Source organism: Rhodopseudomonas infernalis (assembly GCF_022271405.1).
GTDB classification, from domain to species: domain Bacteria; phylum Pseudomonadota; class Alphaproteobacteria; order Rhizobiales; family Xanthobacteraceae; genus Rhodopseudomonas; species Rhodopseudomonas infernalis.
Genome location: NZ_JAJNAL010000002.1, coordinates 1 through 15,588 on the forward strand (window position 1 = coordinate 1; position 15,588 = coordinate 15,588).

Consider the following 15,588-nt stretch of genomic DNA (forward strand, 5'->3'; position numbering starts at 1 on the left):
GGCCCCCCCCGGGGGGGGGGGGGGGGGGGGGGGGGGGGGGCGCCCCCCACGCAGGCACGGAATCTCGGCCGCGCGGAAGTGCCCCCTCACCCGGATTGCTGCGCAATCCGACCTCTCCCCGCGCGCGGGGAGAGGTTGCGCCGTGCATGGGGAGAGGTTGGGGGTCGCCTGTGAGCGAGCCTGTGCCCGGCGGCATTTCCCCGTTGCGAGCCGCGCTGCGGTCGCGTATTTGCTGCCCATGACAGCCCCCCACCCATCTTCCGCTTCGTCCGTCGTCCCCTCCGGTGCCGACACCTCGCCGCATGTCGCCGCGATCCACGAGAAGATCCTGATCGTCGACTTCGGCTCTCAGGTGACGCAACTGATCGCGCGCCGCGTCCGCGAGGAGGGCGTCTATTCCGAGATCGTGCCGTTCCAGAAGGCCGAAGCCGCCTTCGCCGAGATGAAGCCCAAGGCCGTGATTCTGTCCGGCGGCCCGGCCTCGGTGCTGGACGACAACGCGCCGACCGCGCCGATGGCGATCCTCGAGGCCGGCGTGCCGGTGCTCGGCATCTGCTACGGCGAGCAGACCATGGCGGCGCAGCTCGGCGGCACCGTCGAAGGCGGCCATCACCGCGAATTCGGCCGCGCCCAGATCGAGATCACTGATGATTGCGCGCTGTTCGACGGCGTCTGGCAGAAGGGCGGCACATACGACGTCTGGATGAGCCATGGCGACCGCGTCACCAAGCTGCCCGAAGGTTTTCGCGGCGTCGCCAAGGCGGCGGGCTCGCCGATCTCGGTGATCGCCGACGACACCCGCAAGTTCTACGCGATGCAGTTCCACCCCGAGGTGGTGCACACCCCGGACGGCGCTAAACTGCTGCGCAACTTCGTCCGCAAGGTCGCGGGCCTGACCGGCGACTGGACGATGCGCGCCTTCCGCGAGGAAGCTATCGAGAAAATCCGCGCGCAGGTCGGCAGCGGCAAGGTGATCTGCGGCCTGTCGGGCGGTGTCGACTCTGCGGTCGCCGCGGTTCTGATCCACGAGGCGATCGGCGATCAGCTCACCTGCGTGTTCGTCGATCACGGCATGCTGCGCAAGGACGAGGCCAAGACCGTCGTCGACCTGTTCCGCCACCACTACAACATCCCGCTGGTCCACGTGGATGCGTCCGAGACCTTCCTCGGCGCGCTCAAGGGCGTCACCGATCCGGAGCATAAGCGCAAGATCATCGGCAAGCTGTTCATCGACGTGTTCGACGCCGAGGCCAAGGTGGTCGGCGGCGCCGACTTTTTGGCGCAGGGCACTTTGTACCCGGACGTGATCGAAAGCGTGTCGTTCACCGGCGGCCCGTCGGTGACGATCAAGTCGCACCACAACGTCGGCGGCCTGCCCGAACGCATGAACATGAAGCTGGTCGAGCCGCTGCGGGAACTGTTCAAGGACGAGGTGAGGGCGCTCGGCCGCGAGCTCGGCCTGCCCGACGTGTTCGTCGGCCGCCACCCGTTCCCGGGCCCCGGCCTCGCCATTCGCTGCCCCGGCGAGATCACCGCCGAGAAGCTCGACATCCTGCGCAACGCCGACGCCGTCTACATCGACCAGATCCGCAAAGCCGGCCTCTACGACAAGATCTGGCAGGCCTTCGCCGTGCTACTCCCGGTCAAGACCGTCGGCGTCATGGGCGACGGGCGGACGTATGAGTACGTGGTGGGACTGCGCGCTGTGACTTCGACCGACGGCATGACGGCGGATTACTACCCGTTCGAGATGGCGTTCCTGGGCGCGACGGCGACGCGGATCATCAACGAGGTGAAGGGGGTCAACCGGGTGGTGTACGATGTGACGAGCAAGCCGCCGGGGACGATTGAGTGGGAATGATTCAGGCCGATCCGAACGCCGCCGATTATACGCCATGAATTTTTAGCAAGTGAATTCTTGGGGGCGAATCTTAGGATAGCGGATCGAATGATGCGGATACTTAAATTTGCGGGCGTTGCATTCGCTCTCTTGCTGGTCGGCCTCGTCGGTTATGGCGCTAAGGGATACTGGGATGCGCTATCGGATGCAGAAGGCTTGCGCGCTCGTGCCGACGCGCTGATTGCTCAAGGTCGCGGTGGCGACTCCCTGGGGGCCGTCCACCGAGCTATCCTGCTCGCCGTCGAAGACCCGAATTTTTCAACGCATCCCGGAGTAGATTTCTCGACCCCAGGCGCTGGGTTGACCACCATCACTCAATCGGCTGCCAAGCGGCTCGCCTTTGAGGAATTTCATCCCGGCATCGGCAAGATACGCCAGACCGGCTATGCACTTGGGCTGGAGAGGCGTCTTTCCAAGGAGCAGATCCTTGCCCTGTGGCTGGAGACGCTGGAAATGGGAAACGGTCCGAATGGCTGGATGGTCGGCTTCCATTCGGCAAGTTCCGCGATCTATGGGCGCCCTCCAGCCGAACTGGCCGAAGCTGAGTTCATACGGCTTACGGCGGTGCTGATAGCACCGGCTTCATACGATCTCGTTCGAAGCGACGCTAAGCTCGACGAACGCGCCGCCCGTATCCAGCGTCTGGCAGCCGGAGTGTGTGCGCCTGCGGGCTTTTCGGATGTTTGGCTCGAAGGGTGTCGGCAATGAGCCCAACGAGTTGGGGCGGATGTCGAGCGTCGGTGTGGGCGCAACAGCTCGGTAGCCATCTCCTGCCGTCGCGCTACGACGCCGTCAGGTAGAAGCGCTTTGGAAAGCGCCCCGTTGCTCCATCTCGAATATGGTGCTGTCCGCTAACCGCACGATCTTCCGAAGCTGCTCGCGACGGATCGTTCGCCGCGACGCGACTGGGTTCATGCTCGTGCCCATCTCGATCTCTATGTCCGCTGAGGCGTGGCGATAGAAGGCGATCAATGCGGCCCATTGGAAGCCCTGGCGCCGAGCGGTGCGGGCAAATCGCAGGTTTGGCGGCAAATCGGCGGGTTATCTCTTCCACCGATGGAGGCTGCGGCTCTCACTCGAAAGTTTCTGTATGGGTTGTCAGTCATCGATCAGCGCGCGCAGAACGAACGACAATAAGCGTTCGCTACGCTGCTCGCCGTCTTCGTTGTCCGGCAATTGGGCTGCGCCAAGGCTGTCGTCAATTGATCAACAGCCCTCACGCCCCCGCTGCAGCTCCCGTGTAGTTGGGGCACACCCAGCCGTCCGTCAGCTCTACGAGACAGCCCGCTCGATGCGTGCAAACCAGGCGTCAACCGTCATTGTTCTGAGAGTTGCCGTTCGGAATGTCACGTTCTGTATCTTCCGTGCCGCGGCTTTGTCTGGCCCGCTGGCCGTGCGCGTAAAGAGGTGATCGATCACGTGGGGAAGCTGCTGATGCCGAGTAAGGACAGGACGAAATCGGCTCGGGCTGCGGTGGTTGTCTTCGGCAGGGGCAGGACCTCGTAGTCCAAGGCTGGATAGCTCGTGATCAGGCGCTCGTACTCGGCGACGGCGGTTTCAAAGTCGTGGCGGCGATCTTCATCCGCCACATAGATCTCGGGCCAAGGCGGGGCCATGAACATCAGTGAATGATAGCGATGCGCCGTGCCGAGCGAGCAAAGCAGTTCCTCTCCGGTCAAGGCTTGCAGCGCCGAGACCGGATCGATCAGCCCACGGTCGAAGAATGTCCAGCCGTCGTGCTCTGCAGCGTTCGCGTGGTCCGACAGCGCCATTGTGATCGCGCGACAGAGGAAAGCGGGAAGGTCGACCCAAGGCAGGGCTTTGCTGCAGCCGGCCGTTTCCTCGGCGATGATGCGGCGTCCGGGCTCCTCGATCACGCGGTGGCCTCGCGCCTTCAACTCGGCGAGCAGGCTCGACTTTCCCCCGCCTGAGCAGCCCGATATCACCACCCGTCTGTTAATCAAGCCCGCTTGCTCCCCTCGATGTCACTGTTGGCGACGCAGCGCCGTATCTGGTCGCCATCGCCCGCGTCATCTCCGCCATCGTCTCCCGTAGCTCCGCCGGCTCGAGCACTTCCGCCTCAGGCCCGAGTCGAAGTAATTCAGCCGCCGCATGCCACGACGTTGTGCCGACCGGGATCCTTGCGACCCGCCACCCATCGGCATCGGCAACATCGTCGAGTTGCGTGCGCGTTTTGACGTAGGGCTGGCTGAGCGCGTTCAGCAGCTTCAAGCCGAGCGGGGACAGCCGGACGGTCGCGACGTTGGGGTGCAATTCGGCTTCCATCCGCAGCGTCGCGCTTTGCCAGTAGGCCGAAAGATCGAAATCGGCCGGACGCGCGAAGCGGTCGTCGAGCGGCAGGCAGTCCAGCACGCGGGCGATGCGATAGGTTCGGACGCTGCCGTCGACCTGTCCGGCCAGATACCAGCTGCCGCCTTTCAGCACGAGGCCGAGCGGCGCGATGCGGCGCTGCTTCTGCGCGCGCCAGCTCTGGTAGCGGATCTCGACCAGCGTCCCGCGCAGCACCGCGCCGGCGATGACGCGCAAGTGCTCGGGTTGTTCGGCCTCGCCGAACCAGCCGGGCGCGTCGAGGTGAAAGCGTTCCTGCATGCGGCCGGCGTCTTCGCGCAGGTTCGCCGGCAGGGCGGCCATCAGCTTGTTCTGCCCGGCGATCATCGCCGCATCGAGCCCGAGCGCCGCGGCGGGGCCGGGCAGGCCTGCGAGGAACAGCGCGCCGGCCTCGCTCTGCGACAGCCCGTTGAGCCGCACGCGATAGCCGTCGAGCAGCCGATAGCCACCGTCCGCGCCGCGGTCGGCGTAGACCGGCACGCCCGACGCGGCGAGTGCGTCGATGTCGCGATAGATCGTGCGCACCGAGACTTCGCAAGCCTCGGCCAGTTCCGGCGCAGTGGCTCGGCCCTTGGCCTGCAGGGCGGTGAGGATCGAGAACATTCGGCTCGCGCGCATGATTCATTGAACCATACCTGACACAGGATGTCAGGTATGGGTTGCTACGATGGTCGCCTCGCAAGCTGCAGATGGAGAGCGCCGTGACCGATCCGAACCGAGTGACCCTGTTCTATTCGCCGCAGACCCGCGCGACCGGCACGCGCGTACTGCTCGAGGAACTGGGCGCGCCCTACGATCTCCATGTGCTCAACATGAAGGCCGGGGAGCAGCGTCAGCCCGGTTATCTCGCCGTCAATCCGCTCGGCAAGGTGCCGGCGATCCGCCGCGGCGACGCGCTTGTCACCGAACAGGTGGCCATCACGATCTATCTGGCCGATCTGTTTCCGCAGGCCAGCCTCGCGCCGTCGCCGGACGATCCGCTGCGCGGGCCGTATCTGCGCTGGATCGCCTATTACGGCTCGTCGTTCGAACCGGCCGTGGTCGACAGGTTCATGCAGCGCGAGCCGGCTCCGATCGCGATGTCGCCCTATGCCGACTACGACACGATGCTCGGCGCGCTCGAAGCGCAGCTTGCGACCGGGCCATATTTGCTCGGCGACCGCTTCACGGCCGCGGATGTGCTGTGGGGGATCGCGTTCAACTGGACGTTGACGTTCGGCCTTGTGCCGAAGAGGGATGTGTTCGTGCGCTACGCCGAGCGGATCGCGTCGCGGCCGGCATTTCAGCGGATCACCGCCGCCGATGCCGAGATGGTGGCGCAGCAGACCGCCGCGGCCGAAGGCTGAACGACGACAATGTCAGCGCGGCCGGCCGTGCCACGGGACGCGATCTTCGGCGTCGCCAGCACCTTGACCGCCAGCACCTGCATGCTGGCGGTCAAGGGACGATGTTGGGTTGCGCCGGATGTCAGACCCGCCGCACGATGCGGCAGCTAGTCCTGGTCGGCCCACAGACGCGGCGCGTCCTTGAATTGCTGAAAGGCCAGGTTGGTGCCGACTTTGAAGAACGGATCCCAGGTGTAGTATTGCGTGGGGAAGATCACGCCGTTGGGCGAGACGCCGATCTTGATCTGGTAAGTCATCTGCCCCGACTTCATCAGATAGCCGAGGAACTGATACGGGGCCGGCGGGGTCTGGGCTGAGGGCCAGCCCTGGTTGCCGAACACGTTGGTGCCCGAGGACTGCTGCAAGCCCTGGATGGTGACGACCGCGTTGGTGCCTTGCAGCTGGTTGATCGCGAAGGCGTTGAACGCGACCGATTGGCCGGCCGAACCTGCGACCGTCAATTCGAGCGTACCTTCGCCGCTGCTGCCGCTCACCACATGATTGTCCATCATGTAGATGCCCGCACCGAGGTAGGAGCCCGGCTTCTGCGAGTAGACGTAGTTCACGTCGACGGCGATATTCACCACGATGTTTGCGTTGGCCATTGTGCGTCCTCCTACTTGAAGCTGACGGTCAGCGGCAACTCACCGCTCCAGGATTGGGCGCCGTAGTTGTAGTTGACGGCGAGGCTCTGGACGATGTTGCCGCTCGTCGACGACTTGCTGACGGTGCCGGTCCAGATGTCCTGCCCCTTCGAGTAGGGGGCGGGCTGATCCTGCCAGCCGGACGGCGCCGAGATCTGCGTGATCGACAGCGTGCCGGCGTATTGCGGATCGATCGGCAGCACCTGCCAGCAGACGCTGGTGTTGGTGGCCACCTTGGAGTTCAGGTTGGGGGTGCCTTCTCCGCTCCCCTGCAGATTATCGACCCCGTAGCAGCCGCTGATCTTGCCGACCACGAGGGCGTTGATGTCGACCCAAAGCTGAATGAAAACCGTGCAATTGTCGGGACTTACGCCGAGTGACATGGGTCTGCTCCTTTGCAGATCTGCCAAAATTGGCGACACAACCTATAGTTGTAATATCTGAGTTGCGCAACGAAAATTCGTGGCGTGATTAACCTGCGCTCCTTCTTTCAGATAAAAACTGCCAGTTCGTCCGGCGTGCCTGTCGGGCATGACTGCTTCAATTAGTCGAGCAATGCCGACACCCGCGCGCTGAGCAGTTGCCGGGACGGGTAGAGCGCACACAACGACCCGACACGTTGACGGGTGCGAGCGCCGCCGCGGTCGAGCGGCTGACCAAGCTGCTCGGCCGGCCGTGGTCGATTATGCTGTCGACGCATCGTGCTGATCGTTGAGGGACGCCATGGATCCGATTTCTGCTGTCGTTGCTTTCTCGATCGCGGCCGCATTGCTGACGATCACACCGGGCTTAGACACGGCGCTGGTGCTGCGGACCGCGACTGTGGAGGGCGCACGGTCGGCGATGGCGGCGGGGGCGGGCGTATCGGCCGGCGTGCTGGCGTGGGGGCTGCTGGTGTCGCTCGGGCTCGGCGCGCTGCTGGCGGTGTCGGAGATCGGCTATCGGCTGCTGCAGATCGCCGGCGCCGCCTATCTGATCTGGCTCGGCGCGCAGATGATCCGCGCGGCGCTGCGGTCTCACCCCGGGGCGCATCAGGCGCTTGAGGCGGTCGGCGATGACATGCCGCGCACGTCGCGATCGGGCTGGTTCTGGCGCGGGATGCTGACCAATCTGCTCAACCCGAAAGTCGGCGTGTTTTACGTCAGCTTCCTGCCGCAGTTCATTCCGGCCGACGTGCCGGTGGTTGCGTTCAGCGTCGGTCTCGCGGCGCTTCATGGCACGATGGGGCTGCTGTGGTTTGCGGCTCTGACTGCCGCGACGCAGCCGTTCGCGCGGCTGCTGCGCCGGCCCGGATTCACGCGGAGGATCGATGGGCTGACCGGCGCCGTCCTGATCGGCTTCGGCCTGCGGCTGGCGTTCGAGCGAAGGGGCTGAGCGGCGGGCGCCCGGACGGTCAGGCCTGCGCCAACGCAGATCCGTACAGGATCATGCAGGCGCCGTGCGGGCGATCGGTTGCAAGCAGCTCGGCGATCTCGACGATGCTGCCGTGCTTGACGCGCATCGCCGGCGAGCCGAGGCTTTCGACGATGGCGGCGGGTGTCGACGGATCGAGCCCGTGCGCGAGCAGGCGCTCGACCAAGGCCGGAAAGGTCGCCTTGCCCATGTAGATGCAGGTGGTGGCGGCGGGGTCGGCGAGCGCGGTGATATCCAGATCCCCGGGCAGGCGGCCGTCGACATCGTGCCCGGTGACGAGCTGCACGCGGCGCGCGACGCCGCGTTTCGTCAGCGAAGCGCCGAGCGCCGCCGCGGCGGCGGTCGCGGTGGTGATCCCGGGTACGATCTCGACGGCGATGCCGGCGTCGCGCAACGCGCGCAGTTCTTCGTCCGATCGCGCGAACACGGTCGGGTCGCCGGCCTTCAGCCGCACCACGCGCTTGCCGCTGCGCGCGTAGGCGACAAGTAATCGGCTGACTTCGTCCTGTCGCGGTGAGGGATGGCCGGCGCGCTTGCCGACGGCGACCAGTTCGGCGTCGGGCCCGACAAAGGACATGAAGTCCTCGCCTGCGAGGTCATCGTACAGCACGACATCCGCGGCTTGCAGCCGCTGGATGGCGCGTAGCGTCAGGAGATCGGGATCTCCGGGCCCGGCGCCGACCAGCGCCACGGTGCCAGGGGCGAAGGATGAGGTTGGAGAGGCCGGGGTCACGCGGCAATCTCCTGCGCGCTGTCGATCAGATGGAAGAACGTTCCGGTGACGTGGCCGCGGCGGCTGCCGGTCTCCGCGGTCGCGGCACCCGATGCGTCGCGGATATGGGCGAGCGGCTCGTCGGCAACCGAGAGCACGCGCGCGTAGTGATACTCGTGACCGCGTAGCACGGCGCCGGCAGGTTGCCCGGCGGCCGGCGCGTGCAGCGTGGCGACGCGATAACCGAGATGCAGCTTGCGCTGGGCGAAGTCGGTTTCCAGGCTGAGCAGGCCGGCCATGGCGTGGCGCTGGCCGGCCGCATCGATCAGGCCAGCGCCGAGCGTCATGTAGCCGCCGCACTCGCCGTGGACGGGCCGCGTCTCGGCGAAGCGGCGCAGGCCCGTCATGAAACGCGATGCCGCGGCGAGCCTGCCAGCGTGCAGCTCCGGATAGCCACCGGGCAGCCAGGCTGCATCGCAGCTATCGTCCGGCGCTTCGTCGGCGAGCGGGGAGAACGGCACCATCTCGGCGCCGGCCGCGCGCCAGCCGGCGAGGAGGTGCGGATAGATGAACGAGAACGCGTCGTCGCTGGCGAGCGCGATGCGCTGGCCCGGCGGCATGAAGGCCGGCGTTGCGGGCGTGTCGAACCGCAACGGTCGCGCCGCCTGTTCGAGCGCGGCGAGGTCGATGCCTTGCTCGGCCAGCGTCGCCAGCGCATCGAGCCGATCCGCGAGCTGATCATGCTCGCGCGCCTGCACGAGGCCGAGGTGACGGTTCTTGATCGACTGACTGGTATGGCGCGCCAGCGTGCCGAGGATCGGAATCGGATGCGCCGCGAAGCCGGCGCGGACCAGCGCTTCGTGGCGCGTGCTGGCGACGTTGTTGAGGATGACGCCCGCGACGGTTACGTGGCGTCGATACTGTGCGAAGCCCAGCGCGACAGCTGCGGCGGATTGCGACTGGCCGGCGACGTCGATCACCAGCACCACCGGCCATCCGGTCGCGGCCGCAATATCGGCGGTGGCGCCATGGCCCCAGGCGCCGGGATGGCTGCCGCCGTCGAACAGGCCCATCACGCCCTCGGCGATCGTGAGATCAGCATCCCGCGCCGCATCCAGCAGCGCGGCGATGCGTCCGCGGCTGAACGCCCAGGAGTCGAGATTGTAGCAAGGCCGGCCCGCCGCTGCGGCGTGGAAGGCCGGGTCGATGTAGTCCGGCCCGCATTTGTAGGGCTGCACGACGCGGCCACGTCGGCGCAACGCGGCGAGCAGCGCCAGCGTCACGGTGGTCTTGCCGCTGTTCGTCGATGGCGCGGCGATGATCAGTCCGCGCGGATGAGTGAAGCTATGATCAGTCACTGGCGCGGTCGTCCTGCGCGGAGCGCCGATAGCGCCGGTCGTAGCCCGCGTCGTACAACGCGCTGTCGCGGAAATCCCTTGCCGCGAGCGCGGGGCCGACCAGGATTAGCGCTGTGCGATCGATCCCCGCGGCCGCGACCTGCGCGGCGATTGAATTCAGCGTGCCGCGAATGATCTGTTCCTCGGGCCAGCTCGCGCGCACCACGACCGCGACCGCGCAGTCGTCGCCGTAATGCGAGCGCAGCGTCGCGACGACCTTGTCGATCACATGGATCGACAGATGGATCGCCAGCGTCGCGCCGGTCGCAGCGTAGGCCTCGAGCGTTTCGCGCGGCGGCATCGCAGAGGCGCGGCCGGACGTTCGTGTCAGCACCACGGTCTGGGCGACTTCGGGGAGTGTGAGTTCGCGGCCGAGCGCTGCCGCAGCAGCCGCGAAAGAGGGCACGCCCGGCGTGACCGTGTAGGCGATGCCGTGCGCCTCGAGCCGGCGGATCTGTTCGCCCATCGCGCTCCACACCGAGAGGTCGCCGGAGTGCAGCCGGGCGACATCTTGGCCGGCCTGATCGGCGGCGACGAACTCGGCTGTGATGGCGTCCAGATCGAGCGGCGCGGTATCGACGATGCGCGCGTTCGGCGGACACTGCGCGATGATCTCACGCGGCACCAGCGATCCGGCGTAGAGGCAGACCGGACAGCGCCGCACCAGGTCTTGCCCGCGCACGGTGATCAGGTCCGGAGCGCCGGGGCCGGCGCCGATGAAGTGGACGGTCATCAGTTGGTCTCCTCGATCGCGACCGCGGCGGTGGCCTGGCGGTCGCGCGACAGCAGGCGAGAGACGACAAGGCGCGCCGTCGGCCCGGCCGCGGCCAGCGCCGCCGCTTCGCAGACGCTGCCGACGCCGCGGGCGCTGATCACGCGTGGGGAATGGGTTGCGACGTGCGTGGATGCCTGCCGCAATGCCGGCTCGTCGATCGCCACGCAGGGCAGGGCGGCGTGCGCTGCCGCAGCGATCAACGGCTGATATGTGCTCTTGTCGGCCGGCACGGCGAGCAGCGTCGGTCGTGCGGGCATCGCGGCGTCACGCGCGGCATCGATCGCTTCGGCGATGGACGCCTGCGGCGCCGCCGCGCGAAAGCCGAGGCCGATCACGACGCGCGTCATTTGCGGACGCTCCATTGCACCACCGGCATCGCGGCGCGCCACGCAGTGAGGCCTCCCACCGGCGCGGCGCGCTCGACGCCGAACCGTAGCAAGTCGCCGCCGTGGCGCGCGTGCCAGGCGATCAGCAGCGCTTCGCTCTCCAGCGTCACGCCGTTGACCACCAATCGCCCGCTTTGCGGCAGCGCCTGCCATGCGGCGTCAAGCACGCCCGGCCGGCTCGCGCCGCCGCCGACGAACACCGCGTCCGGCGTGGGCAGATCCGCGAGGGCGTCCGGCGCCTGTCCGAGCCGAAGATCGAAATGCGGCACGCCCAGCGCCTCGGCGTTGGCGCGAGCATTCGCCAGCCGATCCGCGCGCACTTCGATGCCGATCGCGCGGTTGCTGCGTGCGGCCAGCAGCCATTCGATGCCGATCGAGCCCGAGCCGGCGCCGACGTCCCACAGCAATTCGCCGCCGATAGGTGCGAGGCTCGACAGCGTCACGGCGCGAACCTCGCGCTTGGTGAGTTGGCCGTCGCTCTGAAACAATGCGTCGCGCAGGCCCGCCGTGACGGGGAGGATCGCAGCATCGGGCTCGGCCGCAACCGCGATGCCGAGCGCGACCGGCGCGGTGATATCCGTGAGAACGAAGTCGGCGGCATTCGATCGCCGGACTCGTTCGCGTGGACCGCCGAGGGCTTCGAGCACGGTGAGCTGCGAGCCGCCGAATTTCGACGTCGTCAGATAGGATGCGACCTGCGCGACCGCGGCGCCGTCACGCAGCAGCACGATCAGCCGTGCTTGCGGCCGCAGATAGGATCGCAGGGCAGCGATCGGCTGGGCGTGCAGGCCAAGCGTGATGGTGTTTTCTAGACGCCAGCCGAGCCGCGCCGCGGCCCACGAAAAGGTCGAGGGCGCGGGGAGTGCGGTCCATTCCTCCGGCGCGAGATGATCCGCCAGGACGGCGCCGGCGCCGTGCCAGAACGGATCGCCGGAGCACATCACGGCGACACGGCGGCCGCGCTGCGCCAACACCTCGGGCAGCGACGCCGCGAACGGCACGCGCCAGGGCAGCGTCGGCTTGCCCAGCGAACTCACCATCGCCAGATGGCGCTCGCCGCCGATCAGCAACTCGGCTTGCGCCAGAAGCGTGCGCGCCTTCTCGGACAGGCCTTCGAGGCCGTCCTCGCCAATTCCGACGATGGACAGCCACGGTGTCGTCGTGTCATCGCTGGTCGCCATGACACCTCGCTCCGACCCGCGCCTGCGTCTGTTGATCCTCGGCGGCACCGCCGATGCAAGCCGTCTCGCCGCGGCCGTTGCGGCTGAGCCGCGTATCGACGCGGTGCTGTCGTTTGCCGGGCGCACCGAGACGCCGAAGCTGCCGTCGATCCCGGCGCGCATCGGTGGCTTCGGCGGCGTCGCCGGACTGATCGATTACTTGCGAGCCGAACGGATTGCGCGCGTGGTCGACGCCACGCATCCGTTCGCGGCGCAGATGAGCCGCAACGCGGTGGAAGCCTGCGCCGCCGTTGGTGTCGCGCTGCTCGCACTCGAACGCGCGCCGTGGCAGGCGCAGAGCGGCGATCGTTGGATCGAGGTCGATAACCTGCCGGCAGCGGCTGTCGCGCTCGGCGCGGAGCCGCGTCGGGTGTTTCTCGGCATCGGCCGGCAGAACCTCGATCTGTTCGCCGTCGCTCAGCAACATGCCTATCTGGTGCGGTTGGTCGATCCGCCGCGTGGGCCGTTGCCGTTGACGCAGGTGGACGTCGTGGTCGCGCGTGGACCATTCGATCGGGCCAGCGATCGCGCGCTGCTCGCATCGCATCGCATCGACATTGTCGTGGCCAAGAACGCCGGCGGCGACGCCGCGGTGGCGAAGATCGAGGCCGCACGCGATCTCGGGCTGCCGGTGGTGATGGTGCGCCGGCCGCAAATCCTGCCGCGCCCGACCGTCGCCAGCGTGGCCGATGTGATGGACTGGCTCGCTCACGACAGCAGCCCGACCGAACGCGGCGTGTAGACGAAGCGCGTGCCGCCTGCGCGCTCGATGATGCGGGTTTGCGACGATCCGATCATCACCACGGTGCGCATGTTGGCGCGGTCCGGCTGCGCATCGCCGAGCGGCACGACGTCGATCCGCTCCTGCGGTGCGCTGACTGCGGTGGCGAAGATCACCGGCACGGATGCGGGATGAATGCCGCGCAGCAGCGCGAAGGTCGCTTCGAGCTGCCACTGCCGCGCCTTCGAGATCGGGTTGTACAAGGCGATCACGAAGTCGGCTTCGGCGGCTGCCCGCAGCCGCTTCTCCACGGTGGTCCACGGCTTGAGATTGTCCGACAGATTGATGGCGCAGAAATCGTGGCCGAGCGGGGCGCCGATCCGCGCCGCGGCGGCGAACATCGCGCTGACGCCGGGCAGCACGCGGATATCGAGATCGCGCCACGACGGCTCGCCGCTTTCGATCGCCTCAAACAGCGCTGCCGCCATCGCGAATACGCCGGGATCGCCCGAGGAGACGACGACGACGCGGCGGCCATCGGCCGCCAGCTTCAGCGCGAACGCCGCACGGTCGATCTCCTCGCGATTATCCGAGGCATGTCGGCGCACGTCGGGCGCGGCGTCGACGCGCGCCACGTAGGGCGCGTAGCCGACCAGATCGGTCGCGGCGGCGAGCGCGGCGGTGACTTCCGGCGTGATGAGTTCCGGCGCACCGGGGCCGAGGCCGACGACAATTAGCGATCCGCTCATGGCCGTCGCCCCTGGCCGTGGACGAGGATCATCGAGAAATATGGCGCGTCGTCGGTGGGCTTGTCGGCAAGGCGCAGCACGGTTTCGCCGGCCATCGCGCCGCGTTCGACATAGATCGCGCGGTCGAGCAGGCCGACGTCTTGCAGGATGCGTCGCACCTTCGGCAGGTTGCGGCCGAGCTTCATGATCACCACTGCGTCGCCCGTCCGGACTACTTCGGCCAGCCGGTCCGCACGCAGCGTCGCCGGCACCACGCACAGCACGTCGTCGCCATAAGTAATCGGCGTGCCGCTCGCGGTCCAACAGGCCGCCATGCCGGAGATGCCCGGCACCACCACGACCGGCACGGCGCCGACCAGCCGGTCGTAGAGATGCATGAACGAGCCGTAGAGAAACGGATCGCCTTCGCACAGCACGACGACATCGCGGCCGTCCGCGACATGCGCCGACAGCCGCGCGACGCATTGCTCATAGAAGCTGCGCAGCGTCGCCGCATAGGCCGGATCGTCGAGCGGGATTTCGGTCGTCACCGGATAGTCGAGCGGCTCCTCGACGACATCGCTCGCGAGCAGGCCTTCGACGATCGTGCGCGCATGGCCGGCACGGCCGGCCTTGCGGAAGTAAGCGACGACCTTGGCGGCGCCGACCAGCCGCGCGGCGCGCACGCTCATCAGGTCCGGATCGCCGGGGCCGACGCCCACGCCGTAGACGGTGGGCTTGCTCATTCGCGTTCGCTCGCCAGCGCATTGATCGCCGCCGCCGCCATCGCGCTGCCGCCGCGGCGGCCACGCACCACGACGCAGGGGACGGGTGCGGCTTCGAGCAGCGCTTCCTTGGACTCTGCGGCGCCCACGAAACCGACCGGAATGCCGATGATCGCGGCGGGCTTCGGCGCGCCGGGCTCGGCGAGAATTTCGAGAAGGCGGAACAGCGCGGTCGGCGCGTTTCCGATCGCCACCACGGCGCCGTCCAGCCGATCGCGCCACAGTTCGAGCGCGGCGGCCGAGCGCGTTGTCTTCAGTTCGGCGGCGAGTGCCAGCACGCGCGGATCGCCCAGCGTGCAGATCACCTCGTTGTCGGCCGGCAGCCGCGTGCGGGTGACGCCATTGGCGACCATCCGCGCATCGCACAGGATCGGCGCGCCGGCGCGCAGCGCCGCACGGCCCGCGGCGACGAAGTCGCCGTGGAACACGATATCGTCGGCGACATCGACCATGCCGCTGGCGTGGATGATGCGGACGGCGATCGTCTCGGCATCCGGCGCAAAGCGCGCCAGCCTGGCCTCGGCGCGGATGATGGCGAAGGACTGGCGATAGATCGCGTCGCCGTTGGTCTCGTAGACGTAGTTCATCGCGCTTCTCCGCGGATTTGTTCGGGAACCGCGACCGCCGGCTCATCGAGCCACGGCTCGATCGACAGTCCGGCGGAGAGCGACAATTGGGTAAGCACAGCGCGGGCAGAGCGCGCATCCGGACGGCGGCATAGCGCGGCGAGGCGGCGCAGCGTGGTGCGCGGCATGTTGGACAGGGCGTCGAGCTCGGTAGGCGCGTCGTCCGTGCCGGTGACGACCGCGAGCGCGATGTTCTGCGCGCGGGCCGAGGCTGCGATGGCGTCGAGGTTGCGCTGCCGTTCGGCGAGGCCGGGCGGCAGATGGATCAGCACGCCGCGCGCAGCGGCGACGGCCGCACGCAGTTGATCGTCCTGACGCGGCGTCAGGCGCAGCGCATTCGCCAGATACAAAGCGGGCAGTTCGCGGCCGGCGCCGTGCCACGCATGCGCGTAGCGGGCCAGCTCGGCATCGGAGCCGGCGATCACCACGAGATCAGCCGGACGCGCGTCGGCTGGCGCCGGATCGCATCCGTCGCGCCCGTTCGGGCTGACAATCGAGAGCGGCATCGCGCCGGATCCGTCGGTTGATCATCGCCTCTGGCGATGAT

Annotated in this window: 18 protein-coding genes and 1 pseudogene; 5 read left to right on the forward strand and 14 right to left on the reverse strand. The window is 67.7% G+C overall.

Going from position 1 to position 15,588, the window contains the following annotated elements; translation table 11 throughout:
• Positions 1-238 precede the first annotated feature (238 nt).
• A complete protein-coding gene (gene guaA / locus LPW26_RS01715) occupies positions 239-1,861 on the forward strand; it encodes a glutamine-hydrolyzing GMP synthase (protein WP_238732518.1) in 1,623 nt (540 codons plus the stop codon).
• 90 nt (positions 1,862-1,951) lie between these two features.
• On the forward strand, positions 1,952-2,608 hold the full coding sequence (locus tag LPW26_RS01720; RefSeq protein ID WP_238732519.1) for a transglycosylase domain-containing protein: 657 nt from the start codon (positions 1,952-1,954) through the stop codon (positions 2,606-2,608).
• An 82-nt stretch (positions 2,609-2,690) separates the two neighbouring features.
• On the opposite strand, the pseudogene LPW26_RS01725 reads toward LPW26_RS01720, so the two are convergent.
• The 3 genes and pseudogenes from LPW26_RS01725 to LPW26_RS01735 all read right to left on the reverse strand — a co-directional run.
• Positions 2,691-2,815 (reverse strand): annotated as a pseudogene (locus LPW26_RS01725) (transcriptional regulator); the annotation flags it as partial.
• Between the two features lie 500 nt (positions 2,816-3,315).
• A complete protein-coding gene (locus LPW26_RS01730; protein ID WP_238732864.1) occupies positions 3,316-3,861 on the reverse strand; it encodes an AAA family ATPase in 546 nt (181 codons plus the stop codon).
• On the reverse strand, positions 3,857-4,867 hold the full coding sequence (locus LPW26_RS01735) for a helix-turn-helix transcriptional regulator (RefSeq protein ID WP_238732520.1): 1,011 nt from the start codon (positions 4,865-4,867) through the stop codon (positions 3,857-3,859). Before LPW26_RS01735 ends, LPW26_RS01730 begins: the two co-directional genes overlap by 5 nt.
• A gap of 83 nt (positions 4,868-4,950) precedes the next feature.
• Here LPW26_RS01735 and LPW26_RS01740 point away from each other — a divergent pair, with 83 nt between their 5' ends.
• Complete coding sequence (locus LPW26_RS01740) at positions 4,951-5,595, forward strand: glutathione S-transferase family protein (RefSeq protein WP_238732521.1); 645 nt, start codon at positions 4,951-4,953, stop codon at positions 5,593-5,595.
• Positions 5,596-5,741: 146 nt separating this feature from the next.
• On the opposite strand, the gene LPW26_RS01745 is transcribed toward LPW26_RS01740, so the two are convergent.
• Together LPW26_RS01745 and LPW26_RS01750 are read right to left on the reverse strand one after the other, a co-directional pair.
• On the reverse strand, positions 5,742-6,239 hold the full coding sequence (locus LPW26_RS01745; RefSeq protein WP_238732522.1) for a hypothetical protein: 498 nt from the start codon (positions 6,237-6,239) through the stop codon (positions 5,742-5,744).
• A gap of 11 nt (positions 6,240-6,250) precedes the next feature.
• On the reverse strand, positions 6,251-6,661 hold the full coding sequence (locus LPW26_RS01750) for a hypothetical protein (RefSeq protein ID WP_238732523.1): 411 nt from the start codon (positions 6,659-6,661) through the stop codon (positions 6,251-6,253).
• A gap of 340 nt (positions 6,662-7,001) precedes the next feature.
• Between LPW26_RS01750 and LPW26_RS01755 the strand changes: the two genes are divergently transcribed.
• On the forward strand, positions 7,002-7,652 hold the full coding sequence (locus tag LPW26_RS01755) for a LysE family translocator (protein ID WP_238732524.1): 651 nt from the start codon (positions 7,002-7,004) through the stop codon (positions 7,650-7,652).
• 19 nt (positions 7,653-7,671) lie between these two features.
• Here the strand turns inward: LPW26_RS01755 and cobA are convergent, their stop codons facing one another.
• Genes cobA through cbiE form a run of 5 tightly spaced genes read right to left on the reverse strand, consistent with a single transcriptional unit; the run spans position 7,672 to position 12,142 of the window.
• Positions 7,672-8,424, reverse strand: a complete 753-nt coding sequence (cobA, locus tag LPW26_RS01760) for a uroporphyrinogen-III C-methyltransferase (protein WP_238732525.1) — start codon at positions 8,422-8,424, stop codon at positions 7,672-7,674.
• The gene (locus LPW26_RS01765) at positions 8,421-9,761 is read right to left on the reverse strand and encodes a cobyrinate a,c-diamide synthase (protein ID WP_238732526.1); all 1,341 of its coding nucleotides are present in this window, start codon (positions 9,759-9,761) and stop codon (positions 8,421-8,423) included. Before LPW26_RS01765 ends, cobA begins: the two co-directional genes overlap by 4 nt.
• A complete protein-coding gene (gene cobM, locus LPW26_RS01770; protein WP_238732527.1) occupies positions 9,754-10,533 on the reverse strand; it encodes a precorrin-4 C(11)-methyltransferase in 780 nt (259 codons plus the stop codon). Before cobM ends, LPW26_RS01765 begins: the two co-directional genes overlap by 8 nt.
• Positions 10,533-10,922 (reverse strand): cobalamin biosynthesis protein, encoded by a 390-nt coding sequence (locus LPW26_RS01775; RefSeq protein WP_238732528.1) that lies wholly within the window; start codon positions 10,920-10,922, stop codon positions 10,533-10,535. The genes cobM and LPW26_RS01775 overlap by 1 nt, the downstream gene beginning before the upstream one ends.
• Positions 10,919-12,142, reverse strand: a complete 1,224-nt coding sequence (cbiE, locus tag LPW26_RS01780) for a precorrin-6y C5,15-methyltransferase (decarboxylating) subunit CbiE (protein WP_238732529.1) — start codon at positions 12,140-12,142, stop codon at positions 10,919-10,921. The genes LPW26_RS01775 and cbiE overlap by 4 nt, the downstream gene beginning before the upstream one ends.
• Here cbiE and LPW26_RS01785 point away from each other — a divergent pair.
• Complete coding sequence (locus LPW26_RS01785; protein ID WP_238732530.1) at positions 12,141-12,923, forward strand: cobalt-precorrin-6A reductase; 783 nt, start codon at positions 12,141-12,143, stop codon at positions 12,921-12,923. The genes cbiE and LPW26_RS01785 overlap by 2 nt on opposite strands.
• On the opposite strand, the gene cobJ is transcribed toward LPW26_RS01785, so the two are convergent.
• From cobJ to LPW26_RS01805, 4 genes are read right to left on the reverse strand one after another with little or no spacing between them, the layout of a single operon-like run.
• On the reverse strand, positions 12,890-13,651 hold the full coding sequence (cobJ, locus tag LPW26_RS01790) for a precorrin-3B C(17)-methyltransferase (RefSeq protein ID WP_238732531.1): 762 nt from the start codon (positions 13,649-13,651) through the stop codon (positions 12,890-12,892). The two genes, LPW26_RS01785 and cobJ, sit on opposite strands and share 34 nt — an antisense overlap.
• Complete coding sequence (locus LPW26_RS01795; RefSeq protein WP_238732532.1) at positions 13,648-14,376, reverse strand: precorrin-2 C(20)-methyltransferase; 729 nt, start codon at positions 14,374-14,376, stop codon at positions 13,648-13,650. The genes cobJ and LPW26_RS01795 overlap by 4 nt, the downstream gene beginning before the upstream one ends.
• The gene (locus LPW26_RS01800; RefSeq protein ID WP_238732533.1) at positions 14,373-15,002 is read right to left on the reverse strand and encodes a precorrin-8X methylmutase; all 630 of its coding nucleotides are present in this window, start codon (positions 15,000-15,002) and stop codon (positions 14,373-14,375) included. Before LPW26_RS01800 ends, LPW26_RS01795 begins: the two co-directional genes overlap by 4 nt.
• Positions 14,999-15,547, reverse strand: a complete 549-nt coding sequence (locus LPW26_RS01805) for a hypothetical protein (protein WP_238732534.1) — start codon at positions 15,545-15,547, stop codon at positions 14,999-15,001. The genes LPW26_RS01800 and LPW26_RS01805 overlap by 4 nt, the downstream gene beginning before the upstream one ends.
• Positions 15,548-15,588 lie beyond the last annotated feature (41 nt).